The sequence below is a fragment of the Shewanella psychrotolerans genome (assembly GCF_019457595.1).
GTDB classification, from domain to species: Bacteria; Pseudomonadota; Gammaproteobacteria; order Enterobacterales; family Shewanellaceae; genus Shewanella; species Shewanella psychrotolerans.
In genome coordinates this window covers 1,892,067-1,913,911 of the sequence record NZ_CP080419.1, presented here as the reverse complement: position 1 = coordinate 1,913,911, position 21,845 = coordinate 1,892,067, and the positions used below count along the sequence as shown (strand labels likewise).

At 45.6% G+C, this 21,845-nt stretch carries 18 protein-coding genes; 2 read left to right on the top strand and 16 right to left on the bottom strand.

Annotated elements, in window-relative coordinates:
* Positions 1-227: 227 nt before the first annotated feature.
* The 6 genes from cctA to bioB all read right to left on the bottom strand — a co-directional run bounded on the left by cctA (position 228) and on the right by bioB (position 6,064).
* Positions 228-575: a tetraheme c-type cytochrome CctA gene (gene cctA, locus K0I62_RS08495; RefSeq protein WP_220071013.1), complete on the bottom strand. Its 348-nt coding sequence runs from the start codon at positions 573-575 to the stop codon at positions 228-230.
* Between the two features lie 558 nt (positions 576-1,133).
* On the bottom strand, positions 1,134-1,997 hold the full coding sequence (htpX, locus tag K0I62_RS08490) for a protease HtpX (protein WP_220071012.1): 864 nt from the start codon (positions 1,995-1,997) through the stop codon (positions 1,134-1,136).
* Positions 1,998-2,260: 263 nt separating this feature from the next.
* The gene (bioD, locus tag K0I62_RS08485) at positions 2,261-2,929 is read right to left on the bottom strand and encodes a dethiobiotin synthase (RefSeq protein ID WP_220071329.1); all 669 of its coding nucleotides are present in this window, start codon (positions 2,927-2,929) and stop codon (positions 2,261-2,263) included.
* Positions 2,930-2,940: 11 nt separating this feature from the next.
* Entirely contained in the window at positions 2,941-3,798 is an 858-nt protein-coding gene (locus K0I62_RS08480; protein WP_258405119.1) for a methyltransferase domain-containing protein, read from the bottom strand.
* 28 nt (positions 3,799-3,826) lie between these two features.
* Positions 3,827-4,951: an 8-amino-7-oxononanoate synthase gene (locus tag K0I62_RS08475; protein ID WP_220071327.1), complete on the bottom strand. Its 1,125-nt coding sequence runs from the start codon at positions 4,949-4,951 to the stop codon at positions 3,827-3,829.
* 60 nt (positions 4,952-5,011) lie between these two features.
* Positions 5,012-6,064 (bottom strand): biotin synthase BioB, encoded by a 1,053-nt coding sequence (bioB, locus tag K0I62_RS08470; RefSeq protein ID WP_220071011.1) that lies wholly within the window; start codon positions 6,062-6,064, stop codon positions 5,012-5,014.
* Positions 6,065-6,214: 150 nt separating this feature from the next.
* Between bioB and bioA the strand changes: the two genes are divergently transcribed.
* Entirely contained in the window at positions 6,215-7,549 is a 1,335-nt protein-coding gene (gene bioA, locus K0I62_RS08465; RefSeq protein ID WP_220071010.1) for an adenosylmethionine--8-amino-7-oxononanoate transaminase, read from the top strand.
* 114 nt (positions 7,550-7,663) lie between these two features.
* Here the strand turns inward: bioA and K0I62_RS08460 are convergent, their stop codons facing one another.
* The 9 genes from K0I62_RS08460 to K0I62_RS08420 all read right to left on the bottom strand — a co-directional run bounded on the left by K0I62_RS08460 (position 7,664) and on the right by K0I62_RS08420 (position 20,874).
* Positions 7,664-8,809, bottom strand: a complete 1,146-nt coding sequence (locus K0I62_RS08460; RefSeq protein WP_258405118.1) for a sensor domain-containing diguanylate cyclase — start codon at positions 8,807-8,809, stop codon at positions 7,664-7,666.
* A gap of 305 nt (positions 8,810-9,114) precedes the next feature.
* Positions 9,115-9,492 carry a DP-EP family protein gene (locus tag K0I62_RS08455; RefSeq protein ID WP_220071009.1) on the bottom strand — a complete coding sequence of 126 codons (378 nt, stop codon included), beginning with the start codon at positions 9,490-9,492 and terminating at the stop codon, positions 9,115-9,117.
* Positions 9,493-9,751: 259 nt separating this feature from the next.
* The gene (locus K0I62_RS08450; protein WP_220071008.1) at positions 9,752-13,039 is read right to left on the bottom strand and encodes an nSTAND1 domain-containing NTPase; all 3,288 of its coding nucleotides are present in this window, start codon (positions 13,037-13,039) and stop codon (positions 9,752-9,754) included.
* A gap of 253 nt (positions 13,040-13,292) precedes the next feature.
* On the bottom strand, positions 13,293-14,369 hold the full coding sequence (gene oleD / locus K0I62_RS08445) for a 2-alkyl-3-oxoalkanoate reductase (RefSeq protein WP_220071007.1): 1,077 nt from the start codon (positions 14,367-14,369) through the stop codon (positions 13,293-13,295).
* Between the two features lie 12 nt (positions 14,370-14,381).
* The gene (gene oleC, locus K0I62_RS08440; protein ID WP_220071006.1) at positions 14,382-16,091 is read right to left on the bottom strand and encodes an olefin beta-lactone synthetase; all 1,710 of its coding nucleotides are present in this window, start codon (positions 16,089-16,091) and stop codon (positions 14,382-14,384) included.
* Between the two features lie 21 nt (positions 16,092-16,112).
* Positions 16,113-16,985, bottom strand: coding sequence for an alpha/beta fold hydrolase (locus tag K0I62_RS08435; protein ID WP_220071325.1), 873 nt, complete (start codon positions 16,983-16,985; stop codon positions 16,113-16,115).
* 91 nt (positions 16,986-17,076) lie between these two features.
* Positions 17,077-18,126 carry a 3-oxoacyl-ACP synthase III gene (locus K0I62_RS08430; RefSeq protein ID WP_220071005.1) on the bottom strand — a complete coding sequence of 350 codons (1,050 nt, stop codon included), beginning with the start codon at positions 18,124-18,126 and terminating at the stop codon, positions 17,077-17,079.
* 250 nt (positions 18,127-18,376) lie between these two features.
* The gene (locus tag K0I62_RS08425) at positions 18,377-19,645 is read right to left on the bottom strand and encodes a methyltransferase (RefSeq protein ID WP_220071004.1); all 1,269 of its coding nucleotides are present in this window, start codon (positions 19,643-19,645) and stop codon (positions 18,377-18,379) included.
* 68 nt (positions 19,646-19,713) lie between these two features.
* Positions 19,714-20,874, bottom strand: coding sequence for a chemotaxis protein (locus K0I62_RS08420; RefSeq protein ID WP_220071003.1), 1,161 nt, complete (start codon positions 20,872-20,874; stop codon positions 19,714-19,716).
* 289 nt (positions 20,875-21,163) lie between these two features.
* Here K0I62_RS08420 and K0I62_RS08415 point away from each other — a divergent pair, with 289 nt between their 5' ends.
* Positions 21,164-21,436, top strand: a complete 273-nt coding sequence (locus tag K0I62_RS08415) for a DUF1289 domain-containing protein (RefSeq protein ID WP_220071002.1) — start codon at positions 21,164-21,166, stop codon at positions 21,434-21,436.
* An 18-nt stretch (positions 21,437-21,454) separates the two neighbouring features.
* Here K0I62_RS08415 and K0I62_RS08410 read toward each other — a convergent pair whose 3' ends face one another.
* Positions 21,455-21,820: a YajD family HNH nuclease gene (locus tag K0I62_RS08410; RefSeq protein ID WP_220063940.1), complete on the bottom strand. Its 366-nt coding sequence runs from the start codon at positions 21,818-21,820 to the stop codon at positions 21,455-21,457.
* Positions 21,821-21,845: the final 25 nt, after the last annotated feature.

The following is a 21,845-nucleotide window of genomic DNA, read 5'->3' as shown; positions in this document are numbered from 1 at the left end:
ACCCAAATCTACCCACAGTCATCTGGATAAATCATCGATTCACTTTACGACAAAGCATTTTAGGAGGTAGGAGGTAGGATAACGCATGGAGCAATTACCGAGGCGCAATTAAAGACCTTGCCTCAATAGAATATACAGCTAATATATCAATTGCTTACAATAAAAAACACCAGCATTTCGCTGGTGTTTTTTTCTTACTAGCCAATTAACTGATTAAGCAATACTGACTACTTCAGTGTTGACTCAGCAGTACGACCATCGTCATGGCAGCTATCACAAGTTGGTTTGTCACCAACATTTGAATCGTGAGGAGCATGACAATCTGCACACATTAAATTACCATCATGTGGCTTATGTACTGCGTCCATTTCAGCTAGTGTGCCGTGACAACTCTGGCACTGCTCAAACTCATGAGCACCATCAGCTGATGGTTCGCCGTCAGCATGACAAGCTTCACAACCTTCCATTTCTGCATGCATCTCAGCAAGCTCTTGTGGCTCAGCCATCGCAACTGGAGATAAAGCTAATACTGCTAGACCTGCACCAAATAACGCACTTATAATTTTCTTGCTCACAATGATATCCTCTTTATGTTTGGCACAGTGAAGGTTTATTTTTACCACTCATCTTGCCAGTGTCTAAATTGCACAACTAAGCTTAAAATAGCGAAGGAAATACAAATTAGCAACTTTTCTAATTCGCGAGATGCTAACATTTGATTTTCCATAAAAATGTGCACTTAATCAAATATCTAGTGTCCAACCACCCAAAAACATTACAAATGTAGACTTATGTCACGTTTGAGTGATACAAATTCACATTACGCTATCACTTGAAGCATCAACTCACGCTAATAACCAAAACTTAAGATAATAAAGCTATCTCAAACAACCCTTTAGCTATCTAGCAACCTAGTGCTCAATGCCAATACACTGGCCATTGACGCATAAATAGACCTTGGTTAATGCGTGGCGATTAAGATGCCATCACGTCCAAGCGGCTAATCCATCAAATTTTAGCCGAACACTTAATCCAAACTCAGATTAATTAGTATAGCGGCTGCATGATCATTTACTGAATAATGCCCACAAAAAAGGGAGCTAATGCTCCCTTTTGTTAATACGAGTAGTAAATTACTGTGCTTTTAACGCGGCGATGCGTTTTTCAAGTGGTGGATGGCTCATCATTAATTCGGCCATCGATTTCTTACCATTAATACCAAAGGCTGCCATCTGTGCAGGCATTGCCCCTGTTTCAGGCCCTTGACGGAGACGATCTAACGCGGCAATCATCTTATGCTTACCCGCAAGTTTAGCGCCACCTTCATCGGCCTTGAACTCCCTAACACGAGAGAAGTAAGCCACAATCATGGATGCCAAAATGCCGAACAACATATCGAGAACGAATACCACTGCCATATAGGCAAACATGCCTAAGCCTTCACCCTCTTCATCATTACTGGCAACAAAGTTATTAATAATGCCAGCAACCACTCGTGCGGCAAAGATAACAAAGGTGTTAACCACACCTTGGATCAAGGTCAGTGTGACCATGTCACCGTTAGCGACATGGCTAACTTCGTGAGCAAGTACACCTTCAATCTCATCTTGTGTCATGCCGTAAAGCAAGCCACTGCTCACTGCGACCAATGCATTATCTTTACTTGGCCCCGTGGCAAATGCATTTAACTCAGGAGATTGATAAATAGCAACCTCAGGCATTTTGATGCCCGCTTGCTGCGCTTGACGAGCAACAGTTTCAAGTAACCAACGTTCAGTGTTATCGCGAGGCGTGGTGATCACTTCACAGCCCATGGTTTTTTTCGCCATCCACTTTGAGATAGCCAAACTAATAAATGCACCGCCAAAACCAAAGATCGCCGCAAATACTAATAAGCCGCCCATGGTTGAGGTGTTTACACCTAGAATTGACATCACAATTGAAGCAACTAGCAAAATCGCCATGTTGGTCGCAATCAATAAAAATATACGCTTCATTTGAGCTCCTGTTAGACACCCTTTGTGCCATATTTACTTTCTTAATGACATAATATGTCCAAAAAGGTAGATATCAAGGGGGTAAACGTAAAAAAATGTATTTCTGATCCAATTCAGCTTTAAATACATCTGATTAATTATAGATACGCAGTCTAGGAACCAAGTATTAAGCCAATATTAATTTTCACTTAGCGTTAAACAGATAGTTGATGAATCTTAGTTAATAACGCTGAAATAGTATTAAAAGAGCAGCCTAAGCAGACTTAAACCAAGGCATTTAAGTTTAAATAAGTCGCTGCCTTAGCGATATCCATCGAAGGTAAATAAGGAACCACACCTAAACACGGACTCGCCATCATGGTGTTAAGACTGTTTAGGTTCTCTTGAGGACAACTCATATTGGGATCGACCATGTTTGCCACCCATCCGGCAATGTGTATACCATCGGCTAACATCGCTTCTTGGGTTAACAAGGCATGATTAAGACTGCCAAGCTTCACGCCAACAACTAAAATAACCGGAAACGATAACTGTTTGACCACATCAGAGAGGAACTTGCCCTCACCCAAGGGTAAACGCCAGCCGCCTGCCCCCTCAACTAGCGCAAAATCAACCTGATTAAACGGCAGTTGGTTTAGGTGATCGGCAATAGCGCTCGGTGTTAATGACAGCCCAAGCCGCTCAGCGGCAATGTGAGGCGCAATCGCAGGCTCAAAAGCAAATGGATTAACCTGACGATAAGCTAATTTGTGCGTTGACTGAGCAATTAAGCTCAACGCATCACTATTTCTCAGGCCTTGTTCTGTGACCTCACACCCCGATGCGATCGGTTTCACTCCGAGTGTGCTGCCGGTTTGCTTAGCGCTGTGCAGTAGCGCCGAGGCGATAAATGTCTTACCACAATCAGTATCGGTACCTGCGACAAAATACACCATATAATGCTCTACCCTTTTAATTTTGCGCGAATAAACAGGATCTCGTAGGTCAGCGGAAGACCCGCGGGCTCTCGCATAAACTCCGCTTTTTGCTGCATCGCTAACCAGTCTTGGCGACCACGAAGTTTTGCTGACCGGTGTTCGATACCACTATCATCACTATCGCTTAAGCTCTTAACCGACGCGCCCACACCTTTGATGGAATAAAGCAAGTCTTTCAACTGCTCAAAATGAACCGTCATCGATTGGAGCTGCTGACATTCGATCTGCCACGCCGCAGCAGAAAAATAACCCATGATCTCATCGGCTTGTTTAAACTCATTCACTCTAAAGCCTAAATGCTGTAATTGACTAAGGCTGCCGTCGGTGACAATGGCTAAATGACATTCGCCGTCAACACACAGCACACGCGCTATTTCGTCGATCACAGCCCCCAGATCGACGCACCACTGCAAGGCTAGATTGGAATAGACAGTATTAATACTGCCATCAACTAACGGCAGAGCGCTGGCATCGGCACATAAAGGGGTATAATCCGCAAATGTTTGCCCCATGCGCGTTAACATCCCCTGAGCAATATCAAGGGCGATAACGCTTTCAATATTGGCGCGATTAAAATCGGTTCCAGGGCCACAGCCAATATCTAATAATCGCCCCAATGGCGTCATCTCATCGAGCAACTTTTGCGCCGTTAAACGCTGCAACACATCGTGACATTGATACTTGTTAGCCGCTTGAGAAAACTGCTGCGCGATTTGCGCCGTATTGTGGCTGGCATAACTTTCATTGGGCATAGCAGCCACATGCGAAAGCGTTATGGCCCCATGTTCGGCATCAACTACTGGGTGTTTTGGATCATTTCTCACGAAGCAATATTTCCTGTTTACAGCAAAATTAGGCGCTAAAGACTTGGCTTAAGGTCGCAACTAAATGATCAATCTGTGACTGGCTGTGATTTATATTCAGCGTGATCCTCAGCCGTGCGCTGCCCTTAGGCACTGTCGGCGGCCGAATGGCTCCCACCCATAACCCCTGCGCTTTTAACTGAGATGCAATCAACTCCAGCTTATCAAGATCGCCGACGACAATAGGTTGAATCGGCGTAACCGATGGCGTTAATGGCACACCTGCTTGCTCACAAGCCTGCTTAAAATAGTTGATGACAGCCGATAAACTGCCTGACAGCTCAGCAGATCGCATCACCATCTGAGTCGCTTTATATGCCACATAAGCGCTGGCTGGCGACAGCGCGGTAGAATAGATGTAATCGCGCGCATTGGCGACCAGAAAATCAATACACGCACGGGAAGCTAACACCGCTGCACCTTGGCAACCTAACGCTTTACCAAACGTCACAATTTGGACATCACAATTACTGGCATCGGCGCGACACGCTTGCTGGTTAGGTAAAACACCAAATCCGTGGGCATCATCGACAATTAACCAAGCTTCAGATGCTTGACACTGCTTAAAAAGTGCGGCTAATGGCGCACAATCACCATCCATGCTAAATACACTTTCGGTGATGACAGCTTGTGGCTGGTACTGGGCAATCATTGCGGTGGCGGCATCAATATCGTTGTGAGTAAACCGTTTTAAACTGGCACCACTCTCACGCAAGCCATCGATAAGGGAGGCATGAACCAACTTATCGGCAACCACACGTTCATGCTTACCAAAAAGGGTTTTCATCAAGGCGCTGTTGGCACTAAAACCGGAACAAAACAGCAGCGCCGCTTCGTGTCCTGTCGCTTCACATAATGCTTGCTCTAACTGCCGATGGGCATCGCTATAGCCAGTCACTAATGGGGATGCGCCGCTGCCGACTCCAAAGCGTTTAGCCCCTTCAGCCATCGCCGCTATCAACTGACTCGACTGACTCAAGCCCAAATAATCATTGCTGCTGAAATTGATATAAGGCTTATCACCAAACCATATTTGATTAGGCTCAGTAACGTCGGTTGATGCTGAAATCATTCGGCGCTGACGCAAGAGACCCGCGTCAGCAGCCGATTGCATCGTCTGTTCAATCTTACGATTTAAGGCATTCACTCTATTTATGATCTAATCGCAATGGCGCTAAAGTGCAGCCGCATCATAAAAAGGCTGCGTCTGCTTATCTTTAATCGCTTCAGCCTTGGCAAATACCGCCTTATCCTCTTCAATGGTCGCCGCTTTACCCTGCTCTGGATGCAGCCCCAAGCGTTTAAAGAGTGCCATATCATCATTCTCTTCAGGATTACTGGTAGTCAGTAGCTTACAGCCATAGAAAATAGAGTTAGCGCCAGCAAAGAAACACATGGCTTGTAGCTCATCACTCATGCTCTCGCGTCCTGCAGACAAACGTACTCGCGATAACGGCATAATGATACGAGCGACGGCAATGGTGCGAACAAACTCAAGTGGGTCGAGATCATCAAGCTTTTCAAACGGTGTACCAGCCACCTTAACCAACATATTGATAGGTAAAGAATCAGGGTGCTTTTCCATATTAGCTAATTGCTGCAATAGGCCCGCGCGATCAGTCGCCTGTTCACCCATCCCCACAATCCCACCAGAGCAAACCTTCATGCCCGCCGCTCGCACATTCGACAAGGTATCTAATCTATCTTGGTAGGTTCGCGTGGTGATGATATCGCCGTAATATTCAGGTGAGGTATCTAAGTTGTGGTTGTAATAGTCAAGCCCTGCACTAGCGAGCTCTTCCGCTTGCGATGGTGACAGCATGCCTAAGGTCATACAGGTTTCCATCCCCATGGCTTTGACTTCTGCCACCATATCTTTCAGATATGGCATATCTCGTTCATGGGGATTACGCCACGCAGCGCCCATACAAAAACGTGATGCTCCAGCGGCTTTAGCGGCGCGAGCCTCGGTCAGTACCTTGTCAATTTCAATCAAACGCTCTTTTTCTAGGCCTGTGTCATAACGGGCACTTTGGGGACAATATTTGCAATCTTCAGGACAAGCACCCGTTTTAATCGACAACAAACGGCTGATCTGCACTTCGTTAGGATCATAAACTTGGCGATGGATCGAGTGGGCCTTAAACAACAAATCATTCATAGGTAATGCAAAAAGTGATTCGATTTCATCACGTTGCCAATCATGACGTAATGGTATTTGAGACATGGATAACGGCCCTTACAGTTAATATTATTACGATGAACTTATCTAAAACATCGACATTTATGTTGCTTAGCATACCTTTAGGTCTTAACCTGTCAACGCCAACCAGTTAGCCAAGTTGACTAATGGTTATAAATTGACCAAGGAGAAGCGATGACCGCGATCACCCCTATCGATTACGAATTTGACAGACAACACATCTGGCATCCATACACGTCCATGACACATGCGCTACCTGCATTTGGCGTGGTGAGCGCCGATGGTTGTGAACTCACTCTCGACAATGGCAAACGCCTTATTGATGGCACCAGCTCTTGGTGGGCCTGTGTCCACGGTTATAGTCATCCTTACATCGTTAATGCGATGCAATCGCAACTGCAAACCCTTAGCCATGTGATGTTTGGCGGTGTCACTCATCATCCAGCCATTGAGGTCAGCAAAAAATTACTGGCCATGACCAGCGCTAACTTGACCAAGGTATTCTTAGCCGACTCAGGCTCTATCGCAGTAGAAGTCGCCATGAAAATGGCGCTGCAATATTGGCAAGGCCGTCAGCAACCTAACAAGCAGCGCATATTAACGGTCAAACATGGTTATCATGGCGACACTTTTGCCGCCATGAGCGTTTGTGATCCTGAGGGCGGCATGCACACCATGTTTGGTGATGCGGTCACTAAACAACTTTTTGTCGATGCACCGCAAACGCCGTTCGGCGAGCCGTTGCAGCCAGATGATCTCAACGCGATGAGGCAGATGTTAACAAACCAGCATGAGTCCATTGCCGCCGTGATCATCGAACCTATTATGCAAGGTGCTGGGGGAATGCGCTTTTACAGCGCTGACTATCTCAAGGCACTGCGAGCACTATGTGATGAGTTCAATGTCCTGCTGATCTTAGATGAAATTGCCACAGGGTTTGGCCGCACAGGTAAACTGTTCGCCTATGAGCATGCCAGTATTGAAGCCGATATCCTGTGTGTGGGTAAAGCCCTCACCGGCGGTTATATCTCACTAGCGGCAACGCTTTGCAGCGACGAAGTGGCCCAAGGCATTAGCGATTCACCATCTGGTGTATTTATGCACGGCCCAACCTTTATGGGTAATCCGCTTGCGTGCGCCGCTGCTAGTGCCAGTTTAGATCTAATTGCCACGAATGATTGGCAAGCACAGGTTGCTCAAATCGAAGCGCAAATGACCACAGAGCTTAGCCCAGCAACAAGCTTAGTTGGAGTAAAATCCGTGCGTGTATTAGGCGCTGTGGGGGTGATAGAGATGCACCAGGCGGTGAATACCGCCCAGTTACAGCAAGCCTTTGTCGATCTTGGTGTGTGGGTGCGCCCTTTTGCTAATCTTATCTATATTATGCCGCCCTACAGCATTAGCGCCACGCAACTCAGTCAACTGACCAGTGCAATGTTATCGGTAGCAAGCACAATAACAGCGCCAACAAATACTGAAGCAAATAAGCAGTTTATCAGCCACGGTTAATGCGGATCAGTGTTAGCTGCTTTAACAGAGCAAAACGGCTCCGTTATCGACAACGTCTATGGTGACGGTTTCTAGCGTTTATCGAGCTGGCAATAGCACATTTTACCAAGCACATTAAACGCTAACATTGATTCTATTTCTACCATCAGACTTTGCGCGGTACAGCGCGGTATCTGCCGCGCAAAGCAGCGCTGTTGGCGTGCGATACTGACCTAATGTTTCTACGGCAATGCCTTGGCTAACACTAATTCTAACCGACGGATGCAAGCCTAAGTCGGTGAACGACAGTTGATTAATCGCCTTTTGAACCCGCTTAGCCGTCAACTCTGCCGCTGCAGAATCACAATTAGGTAAAATTAACGCAAACTCTTCCCCGCCATAACGTGAAGCTAGACACAGCCTCGATGGTAGGGCTTTATCAATCACATCAGCAATTTTTTGCAAACAAACATCACCATTTACATGGCCATATCTGTCGTTAAATAATTTAAAATAGTCTACATCTATAATGACTAAGCTGAGTGGCTGCTGAGCATTAATACAATCAATCCAACAACGCTGCATCTCTTCATCAAATGCATGACGATTAGCCAAACCTGTCAACCTATCGGTGCGCGCTTGACGTCTTAACGCTTGATATTCGGCTTTATGGTTGGTTAAGTTGTGCATCACCCCGATATACATTGGGCTGTGGCCTGTTTGCTCAACGGGTAAGTAAGATAACGATAGATCCACATCTAACATCAAGCTATCAGCACGGTGAACCACCACCTCTTTAGGCCCATGATTACCAATGTGATCTTGACGTTTTTTCCATTGCAGTAGTAAGGATAAATACTCATCTTTAGACTGATTACCGAGAAAATCACACCAATGCTGACCAACTAAGGTCTCTCTTGAAGCGCCAAATAACTTAATCGCCATTGGATTGAGCATCTCAAAAATGCCATCTTGATTGATGACAAAAATAGCCTCATTCACATGGTTAATCACATTGGCTAATGTATTTAAAAACTGATTATTTAGACCATCTGAATTCAACACTTCTTGAGCGTTATTTGAATGAGTAGCCTCACTGTTTTCAAGTGAAGCTCGACCACCAATACTGACACTCTCACCATCGCTGCAAGCACCGCCGTGAACCGCTAAAAATTGGCCAATGGTTTCAAGTGTCTCAATGCTATCGTCTCGGTATTTATCGACAATATTTTCAGGTCTATTTGCTAACATGCCTCGTCCCTCATCCATAATCGGTGTCACGGTGTTCACCTTATGGGATCTAGACTACAGCAGAAGACCAACTTTAACCTTCCGACAACCTTCTGCGATAAACCTATGTTATTAAATAACTTTATTATGCATAGAAGATTAACAGAAGAGTAAAAGCCACTTAACGAATAACTAATCGACTAATATTTGCACATTGATAGAGGCTATGATTGTGGTTAGCGTCGATGTGATTGTTTCTGAAGATGTAGATGTAAATGTAAATGTAAATGTAAATGTAGCGAGTATTCGACCAATGCAAAAAGCGCTGCAACTCAATGCAGCGCCTAACATTTACATTATTTTACATCTCGATTAATTACCTGTGGATCAGGGCTTAACACTAGCAAAGTATTGGCGGCATTGGATAACACAAACTGGAATTTGGTGGTGCCTGGGGTGTTATCTAGATCCACCATTTGAATTAAGGTGCCATCACTGCTAATCGTTACCGCATCGACAATACCGTCAAATGGCGTAATAAAGCCCACACCGGTGAATTTAAGGCCTTTGCCAGTATTATCATTAAGCTGATAAGTAATCGTACCCGCCTCGGTAATGGTAACATCGCCTTCACAAGGCTCGCCGTTAAAATGGCGATAACTGAATACAGGTTCACCGTTTTCTAAATCGACATTCACTTTCACATAATGGGCCTGACCGGGTGTTTTAGACATTTGATTTCCTTTTAAATTACGCCAGAAACTAGAAACTAGAAACTAGAAACTAGAAACTAGAAACTAAGCACTAGAACAAAATGATGATTGACATCACTACCTATAAATTAACTGTCTTTTGTTACAGCTTTTACTGGTACAGCCAATGTTTACAACTTGATTAACAATGTAAATCGCTTATGTGAGCAGTGCTATTAGCAAATAATGGTTGAACTAGAGGTTAACTACTGGCTGACGACAAAATAAATAAAGCCAAGCACTAAAACGTTATACCGCCAACGCCTGCGCTGCTGAGACGCTGCACTAGCTCGCTGCTGTTATCTAACTCGTCCAAGCAGTCGAGCGCTTTAGCCAGCGAGATCCCGTAACGGGGATCTTTATCCAGTAACACTATCGGGCTAAGCAGGCTGCGGGCCTTAGCGCACAATGCGGTGATCTCTGCGCTTTGCTGTGTTGGGTTATCTGGTGTTTTTTGTGATAACTTTTTTTGTAATAGCTGCGCCTGTAATAACTGGCTTTCTGCCAATCTCAGGATATAGCCAGAATTTTGGCTAAACTCTTTAGTTAACGCTTGATACGACGCAATAGCGGGCTCGATATAGCCCTGGCTTTGTTCATGCTTGCCAGCATTAAACAAGTGCCGCGCCGCCGCGTATTGAAACGCGGCCCACACTTCCCTATTTTTGGCTGAACTAGCCAGTTGTTCATCTGCTGTTAGCAAAGACGCTAATCTCTCAATATTGAAGGCATTGTCGCTGTCAAAATAGTGTTCGCTCAATTCCAACAGCTGAAACACCGAATAATAGCGAATAGTTTTCCATACTTGATTATCTGGATCTTGCACTAATGCCTTATCCATCGTATTCACGCCTTTTAATGTCTTCTTATAAGCGCTGAGTACATCACCTTGATAAAACAGTAATTTTGCTAGGATATGATAACTACTGGTTACTCTATCCAATAAATAAGGCACCTTTTGAAAATTGACATTTTCAAGCTCTTGCTGGATCTGCTGATGGATCTCGATCGCGCGGCTAATTTCACCCGCCGATACCATCGCGCTGGCGAGCCAAGAGCGCGTATCGGCAATATCGGCAATCATTTGGCTGCTATCTGGGTCTCTCGCAAGCGCTTGTAACTTCAGTTGCAGTGATTGCTCAAAGGCGGCGGTAGCGCGGCTAAAATTCTTTTGCTTCATATACACAGAGCCCAGCGAGTTATGAGCGTAGGAGAGCTCCATCATGGCGTCTACATTATCAGGCGCCACTCGATACATCCGCTGGCTATAATCAAGATACTGTTCAAACCAAGGCTGTGTGGCACGCCAATCGCTGTTATCGTAGTGCAGTTTCCCTAGCCAAAAGGCATTGGCACCCAAGGCTTTGAGTAAATCTAAGTTGTTAGATTGCAAGTTAAGCAGTGGTGCCATTTTGTTTTGAGCCGCTAACAGTGCACTGCGGGCTTCATCGACTTTATTACGTGAATAAGCCACCTCACCCATAGCCTCTAAGGTTTGACCATGCTGAAAACGGGCATCGAAACTGAGGTGTTTCTCATCATCATCCACCGAAAAGTCACTGAAATATTCCAGCGCTTTACTGCTTATCCCATCGAGCAAATCCATTCGGCCAATGCCGCGCAGCTTGTCAGCAAAATCCCCCACCATAAACCCGAGTAAGTTTTCTGCAGCCAAGCGCTTTTGCTGGGCTTGTTGCTCGGCATCGTGACTTTTAACACTCATTAAGATAGAGATAAACGAGAGCAGACATAAGAGTGCAACCGTCGCGCGCCCCGTCCAGCGCCTAACTTGGGCGCGACGCCGTGAGGCAGTTATAAACGCCAGCTCTGGTTTATCTAAGGTAAAAAACGGGTTATCACAAAGCTGCTCTGCCTCATTGAGCGGTTTACCTGCAGCAAGCAAATAAGCATTTTGTTTGTTTTCACTCAGCCAGCGCTGAGATAGGTGAAACAGACGGCTCTTTACACTCAAACTGTCGTGGTGAGCCTCTATCCATGCGGTGATCCTAGGCCATCGCCTGAGCAAGGCCTCGTGCGCAACACTAAAACAGGGCTCACCATGTTGCAGATGGGAGACAAACAAGCGGCTATCGACCATGGCTTGTACTAGCAGCTGTTCATCTTGACTGTTTAACTGCGACCAACGCGCGCTGCGGCTGGTAATACTGTTTTCATCTTCCTTTAAGGTCACTAACAGCGATAATACGCTAGGTAAACATGCTTGCTGCTGCGCAGTTAAACAGGTAATCGTCTCTTCGGCTTGTTTGCCTATAGCCCCTTCGATACCGCCAAGTTGACGATAGACACTGGCGCTTAATTGATTATCTTCGCTGCGTTGCAGATACAAGGCCTGCAACATAAATTGCAACATAGGCAGGGTATCGGGGTTGCCTGCCGCATCGGCACAAATGAGTTCATCCAGAGGCGTTGCACTTACTTCATCAAACTCCCAAGTTAAATTAGCCGCAATTGCTGGTAGGCGAATCATCTGTAATAACTCTTGGCGAGTCGGCGGTGCGAGGTCAAAATGGGCACCGCGAGATTTACCCGCCATTAAACTAGGATATTCAACCAACAAAGGGTAAAAATCATTACGACAGGCGCTGACGACTAATACACTACCTGAGCTAGCAAGTTGATCTATTAAATCAACAAATTGATGTCTCTCTGCATCACTAAACAATGGTGAAGAGAGCAGTACTTCTAAGCGGTCGATAAACAGTGCCAGTTGCGACAGATGATCGGCATGGGTTCGAAGCACATTATTGCAGTGCTCGATCACGGATTTTGGCTCGGTTTGCAATAAGTGAGCTAGCTGCTCTGCGCTTGAGCCATCAAATACTGGGACATCATTGATTTCCCAATCTAACATCACGCTGGCTAAGTCTATTAGTAAATGCTGACTCGACACGTCTGCAAGATCTAAGCTAGCAAAAGACTTAACGTTAAGGCCGTTATAGCCGTGTTCGCTCATTAGGTTAGGCATGACCCCTGCACTAACCAAAGATGACTTACCGCTGCCGCTTGGACCAAGGACTAAACAGAAACCTCGACCAAATTGAATTTGCTGACCGATACGTTCGAGTAAAGTGGCTATCTGCTGGCTACGGCCAAAAAATACCCCAGCGTGCTCGGGGCCGAATGCCTTAAGACCTGGATAGGGGGAATCACCTTGCCAACCTTGCTCTTTTGCCGCTTCCTCGCTGCCGACAGGAAAACTGACTTCGGCAAGGGTACGATAACCACGCTTACGTATTGTTTCGATATAAGTGGGTTGAGTCGCACTGTCGCCTAATGCTCGACGTAACTGATTGATTATTTTATGAAGGGGATTGTCACCGACTTCGGCAGTAGGCCAACACTGTGCGACAATGTCGTCACTGCTGAGCACTTCACCATGATGACGACAGAGCAGCTGCAATACATCCATCGCTTTGGGCTCAAGTTGTTTTACAACTGAGCCAGAACGTAGGGTATTAGCACTGGGAACGACTTGCCAATCACCAAAAAAATAGCGGTTTTCGTCCATGTAAGAAAGAAGCCCTAACTTTATTTACCCAAATATCATTTGTGATGCTATTCACTGGTTTGTTAGTTTTTATTTGAGTCGTTTTATTTTTGTTATCTATGTGTGGCAGACTCTATCGTCAGTGGTCGGTGAAGTCAATTAAATCAGGCCTTGCTTTACTTTACGGAAAGTCAAAAGATTTTTTCTACATTAAGGAGATACAGCCGAGTTTTAGCTTGGATCAGGCCGTATGCTCAAAGTGGTACCACCCACACTATTTCTTTTGTTGTAACCAAGATGACAGCCTTAGCATTCCTTCATCGATGGAGACTAAGGGCTGGTAACTAAGATCCCGTTTAGCCGCCGAGATATCAAAATAGTGACTGGTCGATAACTGCTTAGCGACAAATCGCGTCATAATGGGTTCTTGTTGCTTACCTAGCAGTCCGTAGACTGTCTCTAACAGTACGCCCACACCATAGGCCAGTCCAGCAGGGACGCGTTTCGTGACTGGCGGCAGTTGGGCACTCGCTAAGATTTTATTCAGCATTGCAGCCATGGTTATCGGCTCATCATTGCTCAAAAAATAGCACTTCCCTGCACAGCTTGGTTTATCGTCAAACAACGCAAGTGCCGCCAGTATGTGGGCATAGGCAGCGTTGTCGACATAAATCGTATCAACCAATTTATCCTCGCTACCGAGCAGTTTTAATCGTTTTGCTTTTGCTCGCTCAATCACCCTTGGTACTAAGTGAGGATCATTTGGCCCCCAGATCAGATGCGGCCGCAGTGACAAGGTTGATAAGTGGCCCATGCTTGCTAAGGCCTTACCATTAGCCGCCACCACTAATTGCTCAGCTTTCGCCTTAGACTCACCATAATAGTTTAGGTAGTTATCTGCATAAGGTTGTGATTCATCGATACCCGATTCATCGTTACCCGCAAAGGTCACACTCGGTGTGCTGGTATAAATTAACTTGGGCACATTATTGCTAATGCAGGCATTAATAACGTTACTGCAGCCATCGACGTTAGGACGATAATAACTTTGCTTATCGCCCCATACTCCGGCTTTTGACGCCACATGAAATACCGCATCACATCCTTTAACCGCGTTATTAACGGTTTGAGGATTACTTATATCACCAGCGATCATCTTGACCCCCATTTGGGTCAATGCGGGATACGCGCCGCGGGCAAGGCCAATCACCTCGATCCCAGCCGTAACAAGACGTTCACAAATCGCTTTACCTAAAAATCCACCCGCGCCAGTGACCAATACTCTTGAGCAATGCGCAGATAGTTGAGTCAATACTGCCTGCTCTTTAGGGTGCAACTGAGTTATCGTCATCGGAAGTTTACCTTATTCTTTGTATGTTGCTTGTGCCCAAACCGCTAATTTTTCTCTAAAAATCTTGGCATTATGGCGAATATCGACCGGAAAACTAGGATGAATAAGAAAGCGCCTGATCCCTTGGGTTTGCAGATGTTCTTCCCCGAGCAGGGTTAACTCGTGGTATAGCTGCGCCGCGTTAGTGCAGCTCACACCTAGCTTAAGTTCAAGGCAAACCAGTGGCATTAGCTTACCGTGAATCCTAATGCCGACCAATGCAGAGCGCTTGATACTCGGATGGGTGTTGTAGATGCGCTCACAGGGAATTGAAAAATAGCGGCGCATTTCGCTGGCAAGCTCGGCATCGACGCGATGAGCTTTTCGGCCACACATCCATAACTGCTGATGTTTATCAAGATACCCCAAATCACCCATACGATGATAAACTTCGCCATCGCGAGCGACAATTTTTGCCTCAGCCGTCGCCTTATCTCGTTGGTAGTAGCTATGACTGACCATCGCTCCCTTAACGACGATTTCACCAATCTCGCCAACAGGCAGGCACAAGTCATCATTCCACGTGGAAATGACATTATCGGTTATACCAATGATGGCGATATTGACCCCGTCAATGGCGCTACCGACACAAATGCCACCGCCGTTATCTGTGATATCCGTGGTAGCAAACAGTGCTCGACTGCCTATTTTACTGATAGGCAGTGATTCGGTCGCACCGTAGGAGTTAAGCACATCAACATCATCGTTAAGCATCTGGCTGAAACGCTTAATAGAGGCTATGGTTGCAGGCGCACCAGCAGAGATCACGCGTTTAAGACTGGGCAGCTTAATCTTATTACAACCCGCCTCCCCTAAACGCTCAATTAATGCCGGATTAACAAACATATTGGTACACCGATAGCGCTCCACCGCGGCAAAGATGTAATTTGGATTCGCAGTAATAGGTTTACTGGCATCCATCTCTGGCACAATGGATGCCATGCCCAGCGCCGGACCGAAGAGCGAAAACAGCGGAAACGTCGCTAAGTCGCGCTCACCATGAACGATTTGATAATCATGTTTAAGGGCATTGATTTGCGCCTCAAACATCTTATGAGAATAAACAACCCCTTTGGGGGTTCCCGTACTGCCGCTGGTAAATAAGATGGCGCACATGTCATCATTGTCTAGCAGCGCCATTGGATAAGGTTGGCCTGGTGCAACATCGGCTAAAAGCGTATCGAGCGAGCTGCCTCCCCAGAAACCTGAGCCAGCAACCGTGACTAATTTTTTAAGGCTTTTTTGTCCCCAACCAAACAGCCTCCTTGCCAGATGTGCCTTTGGAATCCCGATAAAAGCATCGGGCTCGGCCTCTTCGAAACACTGCTTAAGGTTTTTAACCCCCATACCGGGATCAACTAAAATAGGAACTATCCCCGCCTTGAAAAGCGCAAAAGTCAGTGCGAAAAAATCCAGACTAGGTGTGACCATCAATACAGCTTTCATACCACGGCTAATGCCATATTGATTGAGTGCAAATGCGAGGCGATCACTAAGCTCATCGAGCTGCTTAAAATCCAGCTCTTGGTAACTCAGTGTCTTATTGAAAAAGGGGAAACCTTTCGCTTGTTGCACCGCAACCGCTAACTCTTGTGGCGTTTGGCGGGCGGCTAATTGCAGATGGCGGCAGAGGTTGACGCCATCGGTTTGATTATCTAATCCCTTGATTGGACTATCAGACATGGGGCTTCAACCTCGGTAAAATTACTGTGCCATAAACTCACGGATATGCGCGACAACCTCGTCGCTCGCATCTTCTAAAATGTAGTGACCGCAATCGGCAAACTCATGGACGGCTGCATCAGGGAAACGACGCTTCCATTCATCTAAAAATGCCTTATCAAACACAAAATCTTGTAGACCCCAACAGATCATCATAGGCAGCGATTTAAACTGCTCAAGACTGGCTGCAATATCCGATACCAGCTGATAATTTCTATCACCCTCTTTTAGCGGAATATCTTGTACAAAACGCAGTGTCGAGATGCGGTTAGCCCATGAGTTAAACGGTGCCACATAGGCATTACGAATCGCTTTAGGCATGGCTTTACGTTTAACGCCAACATAAGAGGCAATCGATGAAAATGCATTAAAGCCACGAACCAATACGGTGCCTAGCAGGGTATTACGACAGATAGATAACGCCCAAGGAAAAGGTTTGCTCTCAGGCAGATGAAATGCACCAGTATTGAGAATGACTAACTTTTTAATCCGCTCAGGATGGCGGGCAGCAAACCCCATTCCGATCATTCCACCCCAATCATGCACAATAAGCGTGATGTTTTGCTTAACATCTAAGTGGTCGAGTAAGGCTTCTAAATCATCGATACGATTGTTTAACGTGTAATCATAACCAGCATCATCGGGCTTATCCGATAAGCCACAACCAATATGGTCGGGAACGATACATTGATGGTTGGCGCTCAGCGCTGAGATCACGTTACGGTAATAAAAAGACCAGCTAGGGTTACCATGAACCATAACAACGGGCTCGCCCTGACCTTCATTTACATAATGCAGTTTATTGCCGTTTCTATCGAGATAGTTGCGCTTAAAGGGAAATAGCGTATCGAGCATGAACTTTCCTATATCCAAGTTTTGTCCTCGATAAAGAGCGGCTGCCCTCATCGAGATCATCTGTTTTATTAAGACTAAACGAGATGGCGAATTACCATTTAAGTCCAAGCATCATGCAATTTAGACCACTGCCGATCCCAAGGAAACTCACTTGGTCGCCCTTACGTAGAAACCCTTGATCGTGTGCCATTGCCGCCGTGACAGGCAAGGATACTGTGCCCATATTGCCAAGCAATTTATAGGTCGGAAACTCTTTCTCTTGAGGAATATTAAGCGCACTTAACACCTGTTTGCGGTTTGATGCGCCCACTTGGTGACAAATCACCTTATCAACCTGCTCAACCACCCAATTACGCTGCTCTAGGAAATGGCTCCAAGTATGGCGAGCTAACTCCACCCCCTCTTTCAATAACGCAACGCCGTCGGTACGCATAAACTCACGATACAATTGAGTGCCCGCTTCTTGCAGACCCCATTGACACAAGTTGTGATGCTCAGGCGCTGACAGATGACTCGCCCCCAGTAGCTGATGCTGGCGCTCCCCCTTTAATGGCAAAGTGCCATCGGTGATAAGTACTGCCACCGCGCCCGAACCACCGGTTAAGGTTGCTAATGATTGAGCATAGTTTTGCATAGTCGGTTCGGCCAACATATTGTCGATGGTAATATCCACAATATGGCGCGCTGACTCACAGGAAACCACAAGGCCAGCTTTAATCTGGCCAAGCTCAATGCGATTAGCAATATCGAGAATACCTGACAAGACCCCGAGGCAGGCATTACTGATGTCATAAATGGCGGTATCTTTGGACACACCAAGCTCTGCAGCAATTCTACAAGCGGTAGCAGGTTCGTGCTGATCACGACAAACCCCAGTATATACGACAGCACCAAGATCACTGACACTGATCCCCGTTTCATCAATCGCCTTATTTGCTGCAGCCAATGCACCGTCAGACAAACGATGGCCTTTTGGCCACCAGCGACGTTCTTGAATACCCGTCAGTGCAGCAAGCTGCCCCATAGGGATCCTGAACTTTTGATACAAAGGGGCTAATCGAGACTCTAGTTCTGAGGTGGAGACAACTTCAGGTGCTAGCTCATAGGCCAGACTATTTATAAAAACGCGAGAATATTTCATGAAACCGTTTATTTCGCTCTGTATATAGGTACTTTACGCACCGATATTTATTATTATTCAGTAATAGCCCGACATTTGAGCAAGAAACCGCGCATGATTCAACAGAAAACCGTAATATGCGAGCATTTTTCGGTGCTACGTCTATAAATCCAACATTTCTATTGAGTGAATTTATCACAAATAAAAAACCTACCGATCAATTACTGCTTATTAAACAGTTTGTTAGCAAACAGATCCGCCATAAATGCCATTAATTTACCTTTTTGGCTAAAATTAACGCATTTCTGGGAGTGATTGTTGCCGCACAAAATTCGGTCAAACAGACCTGATAACCTGCCTCTTGCAGAAAACAGACCCTATCGAGCAATAACCATTTTTCCAATGACTCACGAAATAGATGAGCGACCAGATCGATGCGTCTTGTTAATCGTTGCCGCGCTAACCCTAAGGTTAAATAGTGCTCAGCCGACCAAACTGGTGGTAAAGCGACCGATTTCTGCGCCGCCGCCCAGAAACAAAAGCTTTCAAAATCGCCACTCAGCTGACTTTGTTTCACTGACGGAATAGGTAAATAGTGATTATTCCCCGTCACATCGCGTTGCAGGCAATCAAAACCTAATCGCCATGCCACCTCTTGTAAACGCAGCTTTTTAGCCTTGTCATTGGCTATCACACTTTGTTGCAGTGGCAGTTGCAAATCATGACGACTTAGGCGCAAACCGCTGCTTTTACCCACCTCTGACATCCCTTGATAACACTCAGTATTGATCAAATGGTAACAACAGGGTGATATGGCAATCGATGCTGTATTGGCCTTAGATGCATGGCGTAATAATGCCACATGCAGATCGCCACAAGCATGCAGTGCTATCGCCTGCTGCTCCGGCTTCAATAACGCCCCAGCTTGCTTACTAAAAGCATCTGAACAAATAAAGCGTTGCGGCAGTGCCCACTTGTCTGCAAAGGCTTGGCCGTTATCACACAAGGTTTGTTGCCACTCTAAACTGATGACATTTCGCTGCTGCACTTTAGCGATCAGGCGGCCTAAATGCCCCTTACCAGCGCACCACTCGAGTACTTCAGTTTGATCATCAGCAATCGCACTGGCAAATGCGGTGATCTGCTGCCATTTCCGTCCCTTTATATGGGCGCTAAAATGGCCGAGCAGTTGCTCTTCCAATCCGCAGAACGCCTTATTAGCATCGCTATCAGGTGAGACAATCGAACTCGATGAGCTAAGCAAGGACAACGAATCAGATAGTAACCACTTCTCTTTCTCTTCCTGCGAATGATGAGCAAGATCGCGCTGTAACGCTGGCAGTAATGTCTCGACTAATCGGGCGTTATCGAGATCGATGGCGTCTATATCATCATCGCTAATTTGCCATACTAGCTTAGCCAGAGTTGGAAATTCAGCCTCCCAGGGCAACGCCTCACAATCAAACGCTTTAACCTGCCACAACGAGCGGCTGGCAAACAAGAGTTGATCGAGATGGCGCATTAAATCGGGATAAGACATGATATTCCTTAGGCTATCAAATACTCTGTAAAAAGTTAAATAGTCATCAAGTGATTACAATTCTTGGGCTATTTAGACATATTGGCTTTTAAATTCATTCGTTTACCCAACCATACACCTAGCCCCAATGGCGCGAAGAAGATAACAAAAAGAAATAACACAAAGTAGAGAATCATGCTTTTTAAGGTTTTAGTGAGCTCTTGAAATACCACTTCAACCGTATGCTTGGAAATTTCATTAAGATCGGCCGCGGCCGCGACTCGCTCTCTGGCGATCATATCCTCTAACGCCATGCGCTCATTTTTAACCATCAACCCTATAGCTTGACGCTCTGCGGACAACTGCATCAGTTTAGCATCGGCAGACGTATTAAGCTGATCGATCAATGGACTCAATTCACGGCTAAGATCTTTCGCTAAGCTATGCATCATCTCAGGACTTTGCTCCATCAAGCGATGTAACTGTGAAGAGGTATCACTGATACTGGCCAGGGTAGCTTGGATATCGTCGACATTAATGTTCGAATGTAGTGCATAAAGCTCAGCTTTCCACCCTAAAATTTTTGGCGTTTGTTCCGCAATCATTGCCATACGATCAGAAATATCACTCATCACTTCAGGCACACTACCAAACGTAGTCACAGCTTCAAACTCATTAATTTTTCTGAAGCTTAACCAGTCATTAAAAGCCGATTTCCGCACAAAATTAATATCGTGCAATGGGTTGAGGACGACATATTCCATCACAAATGCTTGGTATTTTTCAAACTCATCTGCCGTTACAAAGCCTTTGATGGTACGTTCAAAGTTATCCAGCAGTTGCCTACTGGTATCGATAGCCAATGCTTGATGCTCACCAAATAACGTTTTACCCTGACCGCTTTCAAAAAAAGCACTCATTTGTGCAGTAAAGGTCCAGGTATCAACCATGGCGGCAACGGGTGACGCCTGAAATATCACTCTCTGTACCCCTTGTTCGCTACTAATTTTCCACATCAAGGTATTGGATTTTATCAGAATATTATTCTCATCATTCAACGCTATCTGATCGGCCGTTTGTTCGACACCACTGTAGAATGTATTGCTAAAATCTCGACTAAAAACTCGCATATTTAACTGAGACTGAGGTAACGGCTCTATACCGCTTTCGAGTTTTATCTCCAATAACGAGCAGCCACTTAACGCTAACAACGTCATTACGATAAAAACCGCCTTATTACTCAAACTCATAACTCCACCCCAAAAAAGTACACAATACATTGATATACATAGAAAAAATACGGATGGATTTTAGCAGCAGAGAGAATGCATGACTAACGATTATTTGTCGTTACCTTAAAGTACAGCGTTTTCAGTCGCCGAACTCACGACGTTTAAAACCAAATTAGACGACCAAGCTACCCGAAAAAAGCACACAAATGACGCAGTCCAACTTATTTGAATTGCCTATCTTATGCTTCTGGCGAACGATAAATTAGGTTAAAATTTGGCACTAGGAATCAACAAAGAGTATAACCTTATGCAATCACCTTGCGTTGCACGATGCGGACTAAATGATGATGAGATATGTACGGGCTGTTTTCGCCATATTGATGAAATCGTTGGCTGGGGTAGCGCTAGCGAGGGTAAACAGCAACAGATTTGGCAAAATCTTACACAGCGAAAAGCGCAATACGCTAGTGAGAAGCACAATCGCAGCGAAGAAAACAGTGTAGCTAAAGAAAACAGCCAAATAATCAGTCGAGAAAAATGGCTACAGGCAGAAAAGCGCCTTGCAGAACAAGACGCGTAAGGCTTTTATAAGCAAAGGTTATTTCTTGCTCATCATCCCTTTTAGGTCGGCAAATGGGTTGTACGTTGCCGCTTCGACTTTATTTTCAGTCGTCGAGCCATATTGGATTAGCTCTTCATATTTTGCATGTTCATTATCGTGACAATAGAGACAGAGTAACTCCCAGTTAGAGCCATCAGAGGGATTATTATCGTGATTATGATCTCTATGGTGCACCGTTAACTCACGCAGATTTGAATGAGTAAACTCGCGGGTACAACGCCCACAAACCCAAGGGTAGAGTTTTAACGCCTGCTCTCGATAGCCAGTCTCACGCTTGGCTTTATATTCACGCGCCTCTGCAAGTACGCGATCTAATTTACTTTGACCTTGATTGGTTGACATCAACAATTGCTCTTCTTTAAAAACT